The sequence below is a fragment of the Arthrobacter sp. 05T420 genome, assembly GCF_056396305.1.
Genome location: NZ_JBFTLG010000001.1, coordinates 302498 through 318821, shown reverse-complemented (window position 1 = coordinate 318821; position 16324 = coordinate 302498). Strand labels below are relative to the sequence as shown.

Sequence of the window (16324 nt, the reverse complement as noted above, 5' to 3'; positions counted from 1 at the left end):
GCGCAATGGGGTGAAAAGGAAAGAAGGCCGACGTGGTTCATCAGGCACCGGTGGAACGGGACGAGACCGGCAAGCCGCCGGCCGGACAGACACGGAGCGGCCAGCGCTCGGCCCGCCTGCCCCGTGACGAACGCCGGGCGCAGCTGTTGGCGGCCGCGCAGGAAGTTTTCGTGGCGAACGGCTATCACGGTGCCGCCATGGATGAGATCGCCGAGACCGCCCACGTCAGCAAGCCGGTGCTGTACCAGCACTTCCCTTCCAAACGGGACCTGTACCTGGCATTGCTGGACAGCCACCTCAGCACCCTGATCGATCTGCTGCTTGGCGCCCTGAATTCCACCACGGACAATGACGAACGCGTCCAGGCGGTCATGCGCGCCTACTTCCGCTTCATTGCCCACGACGACCAGGCGCACCGGCTGGTCTTCGAATCAGACCTGATCAACGATCCCGACGTCAGTGCACGGCTGGAAACATTCAACAAGACCTTTGCCGACGCCGTCGCCCGCGTCATCGCCGAGGACACCAAGCTGCCCGAACTGGAAGCCCGGCTGCTGGGCCGCGGGCTCGCTGGAATGGCCCAGGTGAGCGCCCGGTACTGGCTGGAAACGGCCGGGAATCTGGATCTCGATGTAGCCAGCGACCTCATCTACCGTTTAGCTTGGCGCGGAATCTCCCGCTTCCCCAAAGAGACCTAGACTACAAATAGAGATTGACCTTAGACATTTTTTGGACGTTGATTGGCTGGGAGGCCTTGCTGTGGAAGTAAAGATTGGTATTCAGAACATTGGCCGCGAACTTGTCCTTGAATCGACACAGGACGCCGACGCCGTCGCCAAGGTGGTCGGCGACGCGATCGCCAAGGGCGGCGAACTGCGGCTGAAGGACGACAAGGGCCGCCTGGTGATCGTCCCCGCCAACGTTCTGGGCTACGTGGAAATCGGTGCAGAAGAGGCCCGCCGCGTCGGCTTCGGCGCCCTCTAGCCCGAGCGTTTAGCCCCGGCGTTTCTCCACTGTCGTTTCTTCATTGTCGTTTTCTTCACCAGCGTGAGGTGTCCTGAATGCTTTCCCTGATTGTGGTTGCCATCGTGACCGTTGCTGCGGGCTTTGTCGTGTGGGCCAACGACAAGCGGCACACGAAATACGGTGTCAGCGTCCCGGCGGGAGTCGCTGCGACCGTCGGCATGCTGAGCTGGATCATCTTCATTGCGGCCGGACTTGGCTACCAGCCAGGCCTGACCTGGATCCCGTGGATCCTGCCGATGCTCCTGGGCACCGCGGCCTCGATCGCGTCCGTGGTGTACCTGGGCAAGACCCGGACCCGGCAGGACACCGAGCGGCTCACCGCAATCCTGAAGCTCTAACGGCCCCTCCGGGGGCACCAGCAGGCGGGGCATCGGCAGGGCAGTGCCCTACGCCGGCAGGTCCGGTCCGTGGCCGTCCTCGGTACACAAGCACAGCCGGTTTCCTTGCGCATCCGTGACCACCACCCAATGGGGTGCGTGGTCACGGTTGATTAATGCCCCGGTAGCCGCGGTCTGGTCCAGTACGGGCCCGGATTCGGCCTGGCTCCGGTGGATGTCCACATGGATGCGGCTGGCCCTTGGGGTGGTCGTTTCCCGGAACCGGAGCGAAGGGCCGCGGCCGTAGGGGTCCGTGAGATCCCCGAGTCTGCCCTTGCGGTAACCGAGGGCGACCCGCCAGACCTCCGAAATCCCGGCGGGATTCTCCGAATCGATGGCTACTTCCACGGTCCGGTACAGCCCCGGTTGCGCGGTGGCAGCGACTGCGGCGGCCGCCGCACTGGCCGCAGCGGCCGCCTTGACGTCCCGCTGCGTCACCTCGGAGCCGACGTCATGGGAACTGTAGCGAAGAAAGACCCGGTTGAAGCGCCAGTCCAGGTCCGGGTGATGGTTCTGCACTTCGGCGAGGTGCCCGACGGCGGCGATCAGCTCGAGTGCCGCGGCCGTCGTCGGCGCCTTGTACACGGTCACCAGCCCGCCGAGGCGGTACCGCCAATCCGGCAGGCCTGCCAGCGCTTCGTCGAGTTGTGGGCGGGCGAGGATGTCGTCCGTGGCTGCCATGACAGTCTCCTTCACTGGTTGACCGACAAGACGGCCTACCGGAGCGGCCGGACTCAGAGGAACTCGGCCCGGCCTTCCATCGCCGAGGACGCCAGAGCGTGCTCGCGGCGCGGGATCCTGCCAGCCTTTTTTGCCAGCCTACCGGCGATGACGGCATGCTTGAAGGCCTCGCCCATGAGCACGGGATTCTGCGCCCGGGTCACGGCCGTAGCCAGCAGCACGGCGTCGCAGCCCAGTTCCATCGCCAGGGCCGCGTCCGAGGCCGTGCCGATCCCTGCATCCAGCACCACGGGCACGGACGCCCGCGAGACGATCAGCTCGATATTGTGCGGGTTCAGGATGCCCAGGCCGGTGCCGATCGGGGCGCCCAGCGGCATCACGGCCGCCGCGCCGAGGTTTTCGAGCCGGAGGGCAAGCACGGGATCGTCGTTGGTGTAGGCGAAGACCTTGAAGCCGCGCGCCACGAGCTGTTCGGTGGCGTCTACGAGTTCGACGGCGTCCGGCAGCAAGGTGTGCTCGTCGGCAATGACTTCGAGCTTGACCCAGTCCGTTTCCAGGGCTTCCCGGGCCAGCTCGGCGGTGAGAACGGCGTCCCTGGCTGTGAAGCAGCCGGCCGTGTTGGGCAGCACCCGGATCCGGTGATTCTCCAGCAGCTGAAACAGAGAGCCGGTCTCCGCTGGCGAATAGCGGCGCATTGCCACGGTGGTCAGCTCGGTGCCGGAAGCCACGAGCGCCGCCCCCAGCCCGTCCAGGCTCGGCGCACCGCCGGTGCCCATGATGAGGCGGGAGCCGAGCGTCACGCCGTCGACCACGAACGGGTCGGCCACTGCCCCGGCCGCGGGTGCGGCTGGTGTTGCTGCCAATGTTGTCTCGATCATGCTGGTCATCCTCCCTGGACTGCCGTGACAAGTTCGACGTCGTCGCCGTCGGCGAGCGCCGTGGCGTGCCACTGGCTGCGCGGCACCACCTCAGCGTTGCGGGCCACGGCGACACCGAGCTTGCCCCCGTCGGCAGCCCGGCCGTCGGGGCCGATGCTGCGGCCAGTGAGCTGGCTGACGAGAGTGCTGACGGAGGCGCCGTCGGCGACGCTCTGCTCCGTTCCGTTCAGTCTGATGTTCATGCTGCTTCCTTCTTGGGGCTGTCCCCGGACGTGTCCGGGGTGCGGGAAAAACGGTCGGGGCGGAACCCGGCCCAGCGCGGGCCCGGCGTCCCGTCCATGAGTTGCCGGCACACGGCCGCAGCCGCGGGGGTCAGCAGGACGCCGTGCCGGAAGAAACCGGTGGCGATGATGAGCCCCGGGACGTCCCCACCGTCCGGGCGGGCGACCCGTCCCAGCAACGGGGCGTTGTCCGGCGTGCCGGGCCGGGCCCGCGCCGTGGCTTCCAGCAGCTCCAGCTCGGCGACCGCGGGCACCAGCTGCTGGGCATCCCTTAGCAGCTGGTAGACGCCGCCGGCAGAAACCGCATGGGGATCCGACGGCCCGTCCTCACGCTGGGTGGCTCCGATCACCACGGTGCCGTCCTGGCGGGGAACGATGTACACCGGGACCCCGCGCACCATGCCCCGCACGGTGGCCGTGAGCAGCGGCAACAGACGCGGGGGCACGCGAAGCCGGAGGATGTCGCCATAGACAGGCCGCAGCGGCAGCGCCAGCCCGGTGGGCAGGTCCTCGAGCCCGGCGGCGCCAAGGCCGTTGGCGATTACCGTTTCCGCAGCCCGCACGGAACCGCCGCCCGCGAGCCGTACCCCGGCAACCGTGCCGTCCTGCCACAGCAGGCCCGCCGCGCGCCGCCGGACAAAGCTCCCGCCCTCCGCGCCGAGCACGCTGGCGAGCCGGGTGAGCAGCAGCCGGGGGTCCACCTGGTGGTCGGCCGGGATGTCGAAGGCGCAGGAGATGCCCGGGCTCAGCAGGGGCTCCCGGCTGCGGGCCTCGCGCACTGTCAGTGGTTCCACGGTGAGGCCGCAGGCCTGCTGGACCTCCCTCAGGTCCGCGAGCGCGCGCCGGTCCGCCGCGTCGGCCCCGACCGCGAGGGTCGACGTCGTCAGGTAGCCGGTACCGGCCAGGGAATCCGCGCCGCCGGCGTCGAGGCCGGCAGCGAATCCGGGCCACAGCCGGGACGACTCAAGCATCAGTTCCAGCAGCTGCTCCTCCTGGTAATGCAGCTCGCTGACGGGGGCCAGCATGCCGGCCGCGGCCCAGCTGGCTCCGCTGCCGGGAGCATCGTCGATCAAAACCACAGACCGGCCCGAGCGGCTGGCCTCGAACGCGATGCCATGGCCAATCACCCCGCCGCCGATCACGGCAACGTCGGCGGCGTCATTTGCGGCGGCGGCTGCGCGGCCGGCTCGTGTGCCCATAAAAAAATTCCTTCCCTACGCCGGTACTAGCCGGATCAGGTCAAGCGGTCGGCTCTGACGCCCTCTCAGCCCTGCAGCAGCGACTTGGCTGCTGCGGGCTCCCGCGGTATGCGCCCAGTTTAGAGGAACTAGGCTGGACCCATGAGCCAGGACCCCCTCCACACCACCGCCCGCCTCTACTTGTGCACTGACGCCCGCAGGGACCGCGGCGACTTCGAGGACTTCGTTGACGCCGCCTTCGCCGGCGGTGTGGACATCATCCAGCTGCGCGATAAAACACTTGAGGCGGCCGAGGAACTCGAACTCCTGGAGGTCCTGCACGCCGCGGCCCAGCGCCACGGACGGTTGTGGGCCGTCAACGACCGGGCGGACATCGCGTCCTTGTCCGGGGCACCCGTGTTCCATATCGGCCAGAAGGACATTTCGCTCGACGCCGCCCGCGGCTTCCTGGGCAAGGACGCCGTGATCGGCCTGTCCACCCACAGCCCGAAACAGGTGGACGCCGCCATTGCTGCCTCGCCCGGCCGCAAAGGGCTCGACTACTTCTGTGTGGGTCCCGTCTGGGCGACGCCCACCAAACCGGGACGCGCCGCCGTCGGCCTCGACCTCGTGCGCTACGCCGCCCAGGCGATCGGCCGGGCGGACGCTGAGGGAACCGGCAAGGTGGACGGCGTCATGCCCTGGTTCGCGATCGGCGGGATCGACCTCAGCAACGTTGAGCAGGTAGTCGAGGCCGGCGCCCGGCGGATCGTGGTGGTCCGGGCGGTCACCGACGCCCCTGATCCGGCCCACGCCGCAGGTGCGCTGCTGGCGGCGCTGGACGCCGCGGCATCTTAGGCAGGTTCCCGGCCTGCACTGAACCTAGCCGGCGAGCCCCAGCCCTGCCATCCGGCGGGCGTGGTTCGCCGCGAGTTCGGCCGTCAGGCCCCTGACCAGCTCCCTGGCGCCGGCGTCGTCCAGGCCCGAGAGCCCGGCGAGGAACGCGTGCTCAAGGCTGAGCCGCTGGGCATGGGTCAGGACCTCGCCCAGCAGGCGCCTGGCCCACAGCGCCAGGCGCGACGCCAGCCGGGGATCATCGGCCAGGGCCGCCTTGAGCCGCTCCTGGAGCACGGCCGTGGACTCGCCGGTGGAGCGGACCTGCCCGATCAGCTCCCGGGTCCCGGCGTCGACGTACCGGCCGACGGCGCGGTAAAAGTCCGCGGAGACGGTGTCGATCACGTAGGCCTTCATGAGCGCCTCATACCAGTCCGCCGGGCGCGTGCGCTCGTGGAAGTGGTCCACCGACGGCTGGAACGGCAGCATGACAGCCTCGGTGTCCAGGCCCATGTGCTCGAGCCGGGCGCGGACCAGTTCGTAATGCTGGAACTCGACCACCGCCATGCTGCCCAGCACCGCACGGTCATGCAGCGTGGGCGAATACCGGGCACTCGAGGACAGCCGCTCGAAGGCGGAAAGCTCGCCGTACGCCAGGACCCCCAGCAGATCCGCCACCAAGCTGTTGTAGAGGGCAGGATCGTCCGCAGTTGCGCTCATCATCCAAGACTAATAGCGGAAATCGGGCTACCCTGATTTTCGTGTCACATCATCGCCTGACCCCCAGTGTCCACGAGCAGCAGAACCAGCTTGCCGAGGCTCTCAAGGCGTTGCGCACCACGCTGGAACTGCCCGGTCCGTTCCCCGAGGACGTGCTGCGCGACGCGGAAGCAGCGGTGGCCGAGCACAAGCTGCCGGACCTGGACCTGACGCACGTCGAGTTCGTGACCATTGATCCGGCATCGTCCACCGACCTCGATCAGGCCCTGTTCATCGAACGGAGCAACGGGGGCTACAAGGTGTTCTACGCCATCGCCGATGTCCCCTCCTTTGTCGCCCCGGGCGGGGCGCTCGACGCCGAGACCCGGCGCCGCGGCCAGACCTTCTACACCCCGGACGGCCGGATTCCGCTGCACCCGGAGATCATCAGCGAGGCCGCCGGCAGCCTGCTCGCCGGGCAGTTGTGCGCGGCGTTCGTCTGGGAGTTCGAGCTCGACGCCGCCGCAGAGGTGACCGCGGTCCTCGTGCGCCGGGCGCAGGTCCGCAGCCGGGCCAAGCTCAACTACAAGGGCGTCCAGGCCGAACTCGACGCCGGCACCGCGTCGCCGGTACTGCAGTTGCTCAAAGAGGTGGGCATCAAGCGGGTGGAGCAGGAACGCCTGCGCGGCGGCGCGAGCCTGAATATGCCCGAACAGGAGATCCAGCAGCTGCCCGACGGCGGCTACCGGATCGTGGCTGCCCCGCCGCTGCCGGTCGAGGACTGGAACGCCCAGATTTCACTCATGACCGGGATGGCCGCCGCCGCTCTCATGCTCCGGGGCAAGGTGGGCATCCTGCGCACCATGCCCGCCCCGGATGAGGCGTCGCTGCGGCACTTCCACCGCCAGACCCAGGCCCTCGGCAAGCCCTGGGATGGGGAAATGCGCTACGGCGAGTACCTCCGGACCCTGGACCCCATGGACCCCCGGCAGCTGGCCATTGTGCATTCGGCCGGGATGCTTTTCCGCGGTGCCGGGTACACGCACTTCGACGGCAACGTGCCGGGAGCCGCCGTCCAGTCCGCCATCGGCGCGGCCTACGCCCATTCCACGGCGCCGCTGCGGCGGCTGGTCGACCGTTTCGTGCTGGTGATCTGCGAGGCCCTGAGCAACGGCACCGAAGTTCCGGCCTGGGCCCGGGAGGCCCTGCCGTCCCTGCCGGCCATCATGGGCACCTCGGACCAGCTCGCCGCGAAGCTGGAGCGGCTCTCGCTGGACACCGTGGAGGCGGCGCTGCTGGTCAACCACGTCGGCCAGGAATTCGACGCCGTCGTCATCTCCGGCCCCAAACCGGCGAAGAGCGCGAACGGCAACACAGCGGTCAGCGTCAACGGGAATGGGAACGGGAACGGCGGCAAAGCCAACGGCAACGGGAATGGTCCCTCCGGGATCGTCCAGATCGCCGAGCCCGCCGTGACCGCACGATGCCCGGGCGAACTGGAACCGGGCACTCAAGTCCGGGTCCGGGTGCTGTCAGCGGACATCGCCACCCGCGAAATCGAGCTGGAGCTCGTGGGCTGACGGTCCGCTTCAGGCCCGCTATCGGTCCGCGGCCGGCACCACTCCGCGGCGCGATCACGGGTCCAGTCGAGGATCCGTGCCTTGTACAGCTAGACTGGAGAGGTAGATATGGATGCCCGGTCGTTGATTTCCATGATTTTCGAATTCAACAAGCCCGCCCCTACGCGATCTTGAGATACACCCGCTGGTCCCCAGTGCCAGCATTTAGATAGCCCGCGATCGGCTTCCACTGGAAATGCTTGCGCGCCTGAGCGTGCTCCGGAACGGCCACTTTGGCCGGCCCCGTTGAGCAAGCAGCGCAGCCCAAAATGAATAAGGAAACTCCCCTGTGAGTGAATTGCACACGCACCAGCTTCTGACCGATGAGTCCGGCACGGAGACCATCGAGCCCGAAGAGACCATTATCTCGGACGAAAAGCCGCACGAGATTGCCGAAAAGACCTTCGCCGACTTCAACGTCCGCGCGGACATTGTGGAGTCCCTGGCCGACGCCGGCATCACCCACCCCTTCCCGATCCAGGCCATGACGCTGCCGGTCGCACTGGCCGGGCACGACATCATCGGCCAGGCCAAGACCGGTACGGGCAAAACCCTCGGCTTCGGCATCCCGGCGCTGCAGCGCGTCGTCGGCCGTGACGACGCCGGTTTCGACAAGCTGGCCGTTCCCGGCGCCCCGCAGGCCCTGGTGATCGTGCCCACCCGCGAACTCGCCGTCCAGGTGGCCAAGGACCTCGAGAACGCCGCGAAGAAGCGCAACGCCCGCATCGCCACCATTTACGGCGGCCGCGCCTACGAGCCGCAGGTCGAGGCGCTGAAGAACGGCGTCGAAGTCGTCGTCGGCACCCCGGGCCGCCTGATCGACCTCTTCAAGCAGAAGCACCTGAGCCTGAAGAACGTCAAGATCGTCATCCTCGACGAAGCCGACGAAATGCTGGACCTCGGGTTCCTGCCGGACGTTGAGACCCTGATCGCCGGTACCCCCGCGGTCCGCCAGACGCTCCTGTTCTCGGCCACCATGCCCGGCCCGGTCATCGCCATGGCCCGCCGCTACATGACCCAGCCGACCCACATCCGCGCCGCGGACCCGGACGACGAAGGCCTGACCAAGCGCGACATCCGCCAGTTGATCTACCGTGCCCACAGCATGGACAAGGTCGAAGTCGTCGCCCGCATCCTGCAGGCCCGCGGACGCGGCCGGACCATCATCTTCACCAAGACCAAGCGCACCGCCGCGAAGGTAGCCGAGGAACTGGTGGACCGCGGTTTCGCTGCGGCTGCCATCCACGGCGACCTCGGCCAGGGCGCCCGCGAACAGGCGCTGCGCGCCTTCCGCAACAACAAGGTGGACGTCCTCGTAGCCACCGACGTCGCTGCCCGCGGCATCGACGTCGACGACGTCACGCACGTGATCAACTACCAGTGCGTCGAGGACGAGAAGATCTACCTGCACCGCGTCGGCCGCACGGGCCGCGCGGGCAACAAGGGCACCGCCGTGACCTTTGTTGACTGGGATGACATGCCGCGCTGGGGGCTGATCAACAAGGCCCTGGGCCTGAGCTACCCCGAGCCCGTGGAAACCTATTCCTCCTCGCCCCACCTGTTCGAGGAACTCGATATCCCCGCGGGCACCAAGGGTCGGCTCCCCCGCGACAAGCGCGTGCTGGCCGGCGTCGACGCCGAAGTCCTCGAGGATCTCGGCGAGACCGGCAAGAAGAACTCGCGCACCAGCGCAAAGGACAGCGGCCGCGACGGCGCCCGCGAAAGCAGCCGTACGGGTGGACGTGACGGCGCCCGCGAAGGCAGCCGCACCGGCGGCCGCGACTCGCGCCGCAGCGGCGCGGAAGCCGGCGGACGCTCTGGCGACCGCCGTCGCCGTCCCGCCGAGGCCGAGACCGCAACGGCGTCCGCCGCCAACGGACAGGGTCCGGAAACTGCTGCCGCCGCAACGGCGAAGGCCCCCACCGAGGTGGACCGGGCGACCCGCGCCCGCCGCCGGACCCGCACGCGCCGCCGCAACGGCGAGGTAGTGGCCGGGGGCGACGCACAGCCGAGCGGCGCCGAGGCCTAATCCCCTCCATGACTGACACCGTCTGGGCGCCGGACGGCAGCAACCTGGTGGTTCACGCGGACAACGCGGAATACCTCCCCACGCTGCCGGACGGCGCCTTCACACTGATATACGTGGACCCCCCTTTCAACACCGGCCGGGTCCAGCGGCGCCAGGAAACCAAGATGGTGCTCAATGCCGGCGGCGAGGGCGACCGCGTCGGGTTCAAGGGCCGGTCCTACGACACCATCAAGGGCGCCCTGCACAAGTACGACGACGCGTTCAGCGACTACTGGTCCTTCCTCGAGCCCCGGCTCGTGGAAGCCTGGCGGCTCCTGGCCGACGACGGCACCCTGTACCTGCATTTGGACTACCGCGAGGTGCACTACGCGAAGGTCATGCTGGACGCGATCTTCGGCCGGGAGTGCTTCCTGAACGAGATCATCTGGGCGTACGACTACGGCGCCCGGGCCAAGTACCGCTGGCCCACCAAGCACGACAACATCCTGGTCTACGTCAAGAACCCGGCGAAGTACCACTTCGACAGCGCCGAGGTGGACCGTGAGCCGTACATGGCCCCCGGACTCGTCACCCCCGCCAAGCGCGAGCTCGGCAAGCTTCCCACGGATGTGTGGTGGCACACGATCGTTTCGCCGACCGGCAAGGAGAAGACCGGCTACCCGACGCAGAAACCGGAGGGGCTCATCCGCCGCGTGGTTGCGGCCTCGAGCCGGCCCGGTGACTGGTGCCTGGACTTCTTCGCCGGTTCCGGAACGCTCGGATCCGTGGCCGCGAAACTGGACCGCAGGTTCGTGTGCGTGGACCAGAACCAGCCGGCTATCGACGTCATGGCCAAGCGCCTGGCCGCGCAAGCGCAATTCACGTCGTTCCCGGCGGCCTGACGCCACCCCGCCCGTTGCGCTATCACTTACGGCGGCTCTTCGGGCCCTGAGGGTGCCCTGAGGGGCCTTATGGCGACGCTAAGTGATAGCGCAACCGCGGGTTCAGGCCCTCATGGTCTAGGGTCTCAGCGGACCGGTCCTTAGCGGACTACCGACGAGCCGGTGCCCAGTTCCTCGATCCGGGCAAGGACTTCTGCGGAGGTCAGGTTCTCCCCCAGCAGGTTCGGCTTTCCTGCGCCGTGGTAGTCCGAAGACCCCGTGACCAGCAGGCCGTAGCGTTCGGCGATGCGGCGGAGGAACCTCCGGCCCTCCTCGGGATTGTCCCGATGGAAAATTTCCAGGCCGGCCAGGCCGGCGTCGATCATCTCCCGGTAGGTCTCCTCCCCCACGATCCGCCCGCGGGCAGACGCCACAGGGTGGGCGAACACCGGGACGCCGCCGGCCGCACGGACCAGTTCGACGGCGAGCGCCGGCTCCGGCGCATAGTGCTGGACCCAGTAGCGCGACCTTGCGGTGAGGATGGAGCCGAAGGCCTCGGCCCGGTCCTCCACGACCCCCGCGGCGACGAGCGCGTCGGCGATGTGCGGGCGGCCCAGGGTGGCGCCCGGCGCGACGTGGTGGATCACGTCGTCCCAGGTCAGCGGGTAGTCCTCGGACAACAGGGTGACCATCCGCTGTGCCCTCGTGTGCCGGGCATCCTTGGATTTCGTGATTTCCTCCAGCAGCCCCGGATGCGCGGGATCGTGGAGGTAGCTGAGCAGGTGGACGCTGATGCCTTCAGCCGTCCGGCACGAGATCTCCATGCCCGGGACCAGGGCCACCCCCGCCTTCCGGGCGGCGACGGCGGCCTCCGCCCACCCGGCCGTGGAATCGTGATCGGTCAGGGCGATGACGTCGAGGCCGGCAGCGGCAGCGGACTCCATGACGTCGGCCGGCATCTGGGTGCCGTCGGAAACATTGGAGTGCGCATGCAGGTCAATCCTCACCTCACCAGCCTAGTAGATGGCCGGATCCAAAGCCCCGGCTCCTCCACGCCGTTTCCATCGTGTCAGGGCTCCTCCAGCTGCCCCACGGCGCGAGCGTGCCGTTGGCCTAAGCCGCGGCGCTGGTGAGACTATGGGACGGTGAACGATGCAGATAACACCCTAGTCTCCGCTTCCCAGCCCCTCGAAGAGCGCGTCAACAACCGCTCACAGCGGCCCAGCTCCGACGCCTTCAAGGCCTTCATGGCCAGCAACTGGGCGCCGGCCACGCAACAGCTCCCCGCAAGGGACGCCGTCGCCGGCCACGCCGCAGCCCGGCGCCGCTCCATCTCAGGCCTGTTCAAAGGTGAACGCCTGGTCATCCCCGCCGGTCCGCTGAAGGTCCGCTCGAATGACTGCGACTACCGTTTCCGGCCGCACTCCGCCTTCGCGCACCTCACCGGTCTCGGCCTGGACCACGAACCTGATGCGGTCCTGATCCTGGAACCGGTGCCGGAAGGCACGGGCGACGACGGCGGCCACCACCGCGCCACCCTGTACTTCCGTCCGCTGGCCGGCCGCGACACCGAGCAGTTCTACGCCGATTCCCGTTCCGGGGAGTTCTGGATCGGTGCACGCCCAACCCTGGCCGAATTCCAGGCCAAGCTCGGACTGGCCACGGCGGACATCGCCGAACTCGAACTCGCCATTACCAAGAACGTTGGTGCGCCCGAGATCGGCGGAATCTCCATCAGGCTGGTCCGCAAGGTTGACGACAACATTGACGCCCTCGTGGACACCGCCCGCTACAACACGGCCAAGGACCCGGACAACCTTGACCTGAGTGTCCTCGACGCCCTGGACGAGAAGCTCACCGAGGCCCTCTCGGAGCTGCGCCTCCTCAAGGACGAGTGGGAAATCGAACAGATGAAGACCGCCGTCGCGGCCACGGTCGCAGGCTTCACGGAGGTCGTGAAGGCCCTTCCCCGGGCACTGACCCACCACCGCGGCGAGCGCGTGGTGGAAGGGGCGTTCTTCGCCCGGGCCCGCGAGGAAGGCAACGAGCTCGGTTACGACACCATTGCCGCCTCGGGCAACAACGCCACCGTGCTGCACTGGACCCGGAACACCGGCAAGATCAACGCCGGTGAACTGCTGCTCCTGGACGCCGGAGTGGAGGCCGACTCGCTGTACACGGCCGACGTCACCCGCACCCTGCCGGCCAACGGCAAGTTCTCCGAGATCCAGCGCAAGGTCTATGAGGCAGTGCTCGACGCCGCCGACGCCGGCTTCGCCGCTGCCCAGCCCGGCACCAAGTTCCGGGACATCCACACCGCGGCCACCACTGTGCTGGCGGAACGGCTCGCCGAATGGGGCCTCCTGCCCGTCTCCGTGGAGGAAGCCGTCAGCACCGAGGGCCAGCAGCACCGCCGGTGGATGCCGCACGGCACCAGCCACCACCTCGGCCTCGACGTCCACGACTGCGCCCAGGCGAAGCGGGAACTCTACCTCGACGGCGTGCTCACGCCCGGAATGGTCTTCACGATCGAGCCCGGCCTGTACTTCAAGAATGAGGACATCGGCATCCCCGAGGAATACCGCGGCATCGGCGTCCGGATCGAGGACGACATCCTCATGACGGCTGGCGGGCCGGTCAACCTCAGCGCTGCACTGCCGCGCAAGGCCGACGACGTCGAGTCCTGGATGGCGGGCATCTACCTGGAGGTCGATGGCCAGACGCCGTAGCTCGGAAAAGTCTCGAAAGAGGCCCAAAGCCGGTAATGGCATAGATCCGAAAAGGGAGGGTCCCGGACGTTCCGGAACCCTCCCTTTTCTGTTGCCTGTTTTTGCGGCCCGGGATCAGTGCTGCTGGCCGTCCTGGCCCGGCGCGGGCTTCTCGGTGTCCGTGACCCTGACGCCGTACTGCGGTCGGCCGTCCGGAAGGTCCGGGTAGGTCACCCCGGAGACCCGGCCGGCCGGTCGGGCCGGCTCGTCCGCCCTGGCCGCTGCAGCCGGCGCAGGGCCTGCGGCGCCCTCCTGCTGGGGCGCACCGCCCTGGTATTGTCCCGCCGCCTCGCCGCCGGTCTCCGGAGTCCGCTGGCCGTACGGATCGTTCCAGCCCGCGGGGCGCTGTGGCTCATGGCCCTGCTGCCCCGGCTGCTGGGGTTCCTGATGACGGTAGTCGTGCTGCGCGTAACCGCCGGCCGCGGCACCGGACGCGTCATGCGGCGTCATGGGCAGCTGGTGCAGCATGCGCCGCGCTTCGCCGGCGGCCTCGAAGGAGACCACGACGTCATAGTTGGTCGCCACCACCTGGCTCGTGGACGTGAAGTCACGCTTGCCGCGCTGCATCGCGTAGGTGACGATGCCGAACAGCATGAAGAACGCGGCACCCATCAGCACGGACGTCACAATCGAGAAATAGCCGGGGGTGGTGGAGAAGAAGGACAGCATGACGCCGACGAACAGGCCGAACCACATGCCGCTGAGGGCGCCGGAGAGTGCGACGCGGGGATAGGTCAGCCTGCCGGTCACCCGCTCCACCATCTTCAATTCGTTGCCCACGATCGACACCATCTGCACGGGGAACTGCTGGTCAGCCAGATAGTCCACCGCCTTCTGGGCATCCAGGTAGGAGTTGTAGGAACCGACGACGTCGCCCCTCGGGACGGCGCGGGCCTCATCCGAACCGTTGGGGGCACCGGCCCTGGGACCAAAAATGTTTGACATAAGCCCATTCTCACCTATCCGGCTGGTGTGCGGCTGGAAATTCAGCTAAAAGAGAGCAGACTCGGTAGCCTGTAGGGGTGAGCACGAATCTTTCGCGAGTGTTTGTCGCGCGCCTCCTTGGACTGGACGTCTTCGACCCATTGGGCGACCGTCTGGGCCGGCTGCGCGACGTCGTGGTGCTCTCCCGCGGGACCAGGGGCGCCCCGCACGTGGTGGGCATCGTCGTCGAGGTCCCCGGCAAGAAGCGGGTATTCGTCCCGATGACCCGGATTACATCGATCGACCAAACCCAGGTCATCTGCACCGGGCTGGTCAATCTGCGCCGCTTCGAACAGCGCGGCGCGGAAACCCTCGTCGTGGCGGAAATGTTCGACCGCCGGGTGACCCTCGCGGACGGCAGCGGCGATGCGACCATCGAGGACATCGCCATGGACAAGCACCGCTCCGGCGACTGGTTCGTCAGCAAGCTCTTCGTCCGCCGCGGCCACTCGCTCTCGCCGCTGAGCCGGCTGCGCCGCAACGAAACCATGATCATCGACTGGGCCGATGCCCGGCAAGGCGCCAAGACCGAGCCGCAAGCCGCCACCCAGTTCGTGGCCACGCACGAGGACCTCAAGCCGGCCGACTTCGCCGAAGCCCTCCAGGAAATGAGCGACAAGCGCCGCTTCGAGGTTGCCAGCGAGCTCCAGGACGAACGGCTCGCGGACGTCCTGCAGGAGATGCGGGAAGGTGACCAGGTGGAGATCCTCTCCGCCCTGGACGTCCACCGCGCCGCCGACGTCCTCGAGGAAATGGACCCCGACGACGCCGCCGACCTCCTCGCCGAACTCCCCAGCGCGCAGGCCGAGGAACTCCTGCAGCTGATGGAACCCGAAGGCGCCGAGGACGTCCGCCGCCTGCTCGAATACGACGAGGACACCGCCGGCGGGCTCATGACGCCGGTTCCAGTGATCCTGCCCCCGGAAGCAACCGTCGCCGAGGCACTGGCCCACGTCCGCCGGGAAGAACTCTCCCCCGCCCTGGCGTCCTCGATCTTCGTCGCCCGGCCACCGCTGGAAACCCCGACGGGACGATTCCTCGGCGTCGTCCATATCCAGCAGCTCCTGCGTTTTCCGCCGCCGGAACCGCTGGGCAACTTGGTGGACAAGAACCTGGAACCGGTCTCCGACCAGGCCCACATCAGCGAGGTCGCCCGCACGCTCGCAACATACAACCTCAACTCCCTCCCCGTGGTCAACGAAGACGGACGGCTTGTGGGGGCGGTGACTGTTGACGACGTGCTTGATCATCTGTTGCCGGACGACTGGCGCGCCCACGACGACGACGCCCCGATAAGAAAGCTTGGAGGCCGCATTGGCTGATCCCACCGCACCACGGAACGCCCCCGTGCGTCCCGGCAGCAGGACTTCAGGCGGCCTCGACACGCCATTGAGCGGCAGGCAGCGCATCCTGCCCAACTTCCGTCCCGACCCGGACGCCTTCGGCCATGCCACGGAAGGCTTCGCCCGTTTCATGGGCACCCCCCAGTTCCTGCTCTATATGACCGTGTTCTGCGTCTTCTGGCTGTGCTGGAACACCTGGGCTCCGGAGCAATGGCAATTTGATTCACGGGCACTGGGCTTCACGCTGCTGACCCTCATGCTTTCCCTGCAGGCCTCATACGCAGCCCCCCTGCTGCTGCTCGCGCAAAACCGCCAGGACGACCGGGACAAGGTCTCCCTCCAGCAGGACCGCCAGCGGGCCGAGCGCAATCTCTCCGACACCGAATACCTGACCCGGGAACTTGCGTCCCTGCGCATCGCATTGCGGGAAGTCGCCACCCGCGACTACGTCCGCACCGAGCTGCGCAGCCTGCTCGAGGACATGCTGGAAGCCCAGGAGGAACTGCGCACGCACGATCCTTCCGCCGGCGTCCACGAGACGCCGCGGGACAAGGTCAAGGAGAAGATGAAGGACCGGCGCGACAAGCAACGGAGCCCCCGAACCCAGCAGATCCCGCGGGTCAAGTCCGGCGGCAAGCGGGACTACCCTGCGAAGGAAGGCAAGCGGGAAGACCCGGCGGAGAAACCGCCGGTGAACGAGTCCGGGGTCGCTGCCGACCCCACCCGCCTGCCCGCACACCGCACCATCCCCGAGAGCTGAGCATCGC

17 protein-coding genes and 1 riboswitch are annotated in these 16324 nt (G+C 67.9%); of the genes, 10 read left to right on the top strand and 7 right to left on the bottom strand.

The window, feature by feature from the left end; translation table 11 throughout:
• Positions 1–50: 50 nt before the first annotated feature.
• The 3 genes from AC1DEM_RS01550 to AC1DEM_RS01540 all read left to right on the top strand — a co-directional run bounded on the left by AC1DEM_RS01550 (position 51) and on the right by AC1DEM_RS01540 (position 1364).
• The gene (locus tag AC1DEM_RS01550; RefSeq protein ID WP_476882912.1) at positions 51–698 is read left to right on the top strand and encodes a TetR/AcrR family transcriptional regulator; all 648 of its coding nucleotides are present in this window, start codon (positions 51–53) and stop codon (positions 696–698) included.
• A 61-nt stretch (positions 699–759) separates the two neighbouring features.
• Positions 760–984, top strand: a complete 225-nt coding sequence (locus AC1DEM_RS01545; RefSeq protein ID WP_377985414.1) for a DUF3107 domain-containing protein — start codon at positions 760–762, stop codon at positions 982–984.
• 77 nt (positions 985–1061) lie between these two features.
• Positions 1062–1364, top strand: a complete 303-nt coding sequence (locus AC1DEM_RS01540; RefSeq protein ID WP_476882779.1) for a hypothetical protein — start codon at positions 1062–1064, stop codon at positions 1362–1364.
• A 48-nt stretch (positions 1365–1412) separates the two neighbouring features.
• Here AC1DEM_RS01540 and AC1DEM_RS01535 read toward each other — a convergent pair whose 3' ends face one another.
• The 4 genes from AC1DEM_RS01535 to thiO form a co-directional block, all read right to left on the bottom strand.
• Positions 1413–2084, bottom strand: a complete 672-nt coding sequence (locus AC1DEM_RS01535; RefSeq protein ID WP_476882778.1) for a 4a-hydroxytetrahydrobiopterin dehydratase — start codon at positions 2082–2084, stop codon at positions 1413–1415.
• Positions 2085–2137: 53 nt separating this feature from the next.
• Positions 2138–2962, bottom strand: a complete 825-nt coding sequence (locus AC1DEM_RS01530; RefSeq protein WP_476882777.1) for a thiazole synthase — start codon at positions 2960–2962, stop codon at positions 2138–2140.
• Between the two features lie 5 nt (positions 2963–2967).
• The gene (gene thiS / locus AC1DEM_RS01525) at positions 2968–3204 is read right to left on the bottom strand and encodes a sulfur carrier protein ThiS (protein ID WP_377985410.1); all 237 of its coding nucleotides are present in this window, start codon (positions 3202–3204) and stop codon (positions 2968–2970) included.
• A complete protein-coding gene (gene thiO, locus AC1DEM_RS01520; RefSeq protein ID WP_476882776.1) occupies positions 3201–4442 on the bottom strand; it encodes a glycine oxidase ThiO in 1242 nt (413 codons plus the stop codon). Before thiO ends, thiS begins: the two co-directional genes overlap by 4 nt.
• Positions 4437–4557, bottom strand: a riboswitch (TPP riboswitch). (Overlaps the previous gene by 6 nt.)
• Positions 4558–4583: 26 nt before the next feature.
• Between thiO and thiE the strand changes: the two genes are divergently transcribed.
• The gene (thiE, locus tag AC1DEM_RS01515) at positions 4584–5279 is read left to right on the top strand and encodes a thiamine phosphate synthase (protein WP_476882775.1); all 696 of its coding nucleotides are present in this window, start codon (positions 4584–4586) and stop codon (positions 5277–5279) included.
• Positions 5280–5303: 24 nt separating this feature from the next.
• On the opposite strand, the gene AC1DEM_RS01510 is transcribed toward thiE, so the two are convergent.
• Positions 5304–5975: a ferritin-like fold-containing protein gene (locus tag AC1DEM_RS01510; RefSeq protein WP_476882774.1), complete on the bottom strand. Its 672-nt coding sequence runs from the start codon at positions 5973–5975 to the stop codon at positions 5304–5306.
• 41 nt (positions 5976–6016) lie between these two features.
• On the opposite strand from AC1DEM_RS01510, the gene AC1DEM_RS01505 reads away from it, so the two are divergent.
• The 3 genes from AC1DEM_RS01505 to AC1DEM_RS01495 all read left to right on the top strand — a co-directional run bounded on the left by AC1DEM_RS01505 (position 6017) and on the right by AC1DEM_RS01495 (position 10483).
• On the top strand, positions 6017–7534 hold the full coding sequence (locus AC1DEM_RS01505; protein ID WP_476882773.1) for an RNB domain-containing ribonuclease: 1518 nt from the start codon (positions 6017–6019) through the stop codon (positions 7532–7534).
• Positions 7535–7862: 328 nt separating this feature from the next.
• Positions 7863–9602, top strand: a complete 1740-nt coding sequence (locus AC1DEM_RS01500) for a DEAD/DEAH box helicase (RefSeq protein WP_476882772.1) — start codon at positions 7863–7865, stop codon at positions 9600–9602.
• Between the two features lie 8 nt (positions 9603–9610).
• On the top strand, positions 9611–10483 hold the full coding sequence (locus tag AC1DEM_RS01495) for a DNA-methyltransferase (RefSeq protein ID WP_377985404.1): 873 nt from the start codon (positions 9611–9613) through the stop codon (positions 10481–10483).
• A gap of 140 nt (positions 10484–10623) precedes the next feature.
• On the opposite strand, the gene AC1DEM_RS01490 is transcribed toward AC1DEM_RS01495, so the two are convergent.
• Positions 10624–11469 (bottom strand): PHP domain-containing protein, encoded by an 846-nt coding sequence (locus tag AC1DEM_RS01490; RefSeq protein ID WP_476882771.1) that lies wholly within the window; start codon positions 11467–11469, stop codon positions 10624–10626.
• A gap of 138 nt (positions 11470–11607) precedes the next feature.
• On the opposite strand from AC1DEM_RS01490, the gene AC1DEM_RS01485 reads away from it, so the two are divergent.
• Complete coding sequence (locus tag AC1DEM_RS01485; RefSeq protein WP_476882770.1) at positions 11608–13191, top strand: aminopeptidase P family protein; 1584 nt, start codon at positions 11608–11610, stop codon at positions 13189–13191.
• Between the two features lie 114 nt (positions 13192–13305).
• Here AC1DEM_RS01485 and AC1DEM_RS01480 read toward each other — a convergent pair whose 3' ends face one another.
• The gene (locus tag AC1DEM_RS01480; protein ID WP_476882769.1) at positions 13306–14175 is read right to left on the bottom strand and encodes a YflT domain-containing protein; all 870 of its coding nucleotides are present in this window, start codon (positions 14173–14175) and stop codon (positions 13306–13308) included.
• 77 nt (positions 14176–14252) lie between these two features.
• On the opposite strand from AC1DEM_RS01480, the gene AC1DEM_RS01475 reads away from it, so the two are divergent.
• Positions 14253–15536, top strand: coding sequence for a magnesium transporter MgtE N-terminal domain-containing protein (locus AC1DEM_RS01475; protein ID WP_476882768.1), 1284 nt, complete (start codon positions 14253–14255; stop codon positions 15534–15536).
• Complete coding sequence (locus AC1DEM_RS01470; RefSeq protein ID WP_476882767.1) at positions 15517–16317, top strand: DUF1003 domain-containing protein; 801 nt, start codon at positions 15517–15519, stop codon at positions 16315–16317. Before AC1DEM_RS01475 ends, AC1DEM_RS01470 begins: the two co-directional genes overlap by 20 nt.
• Positions 16318–16324: the final 7 nt, after the last annotated feature.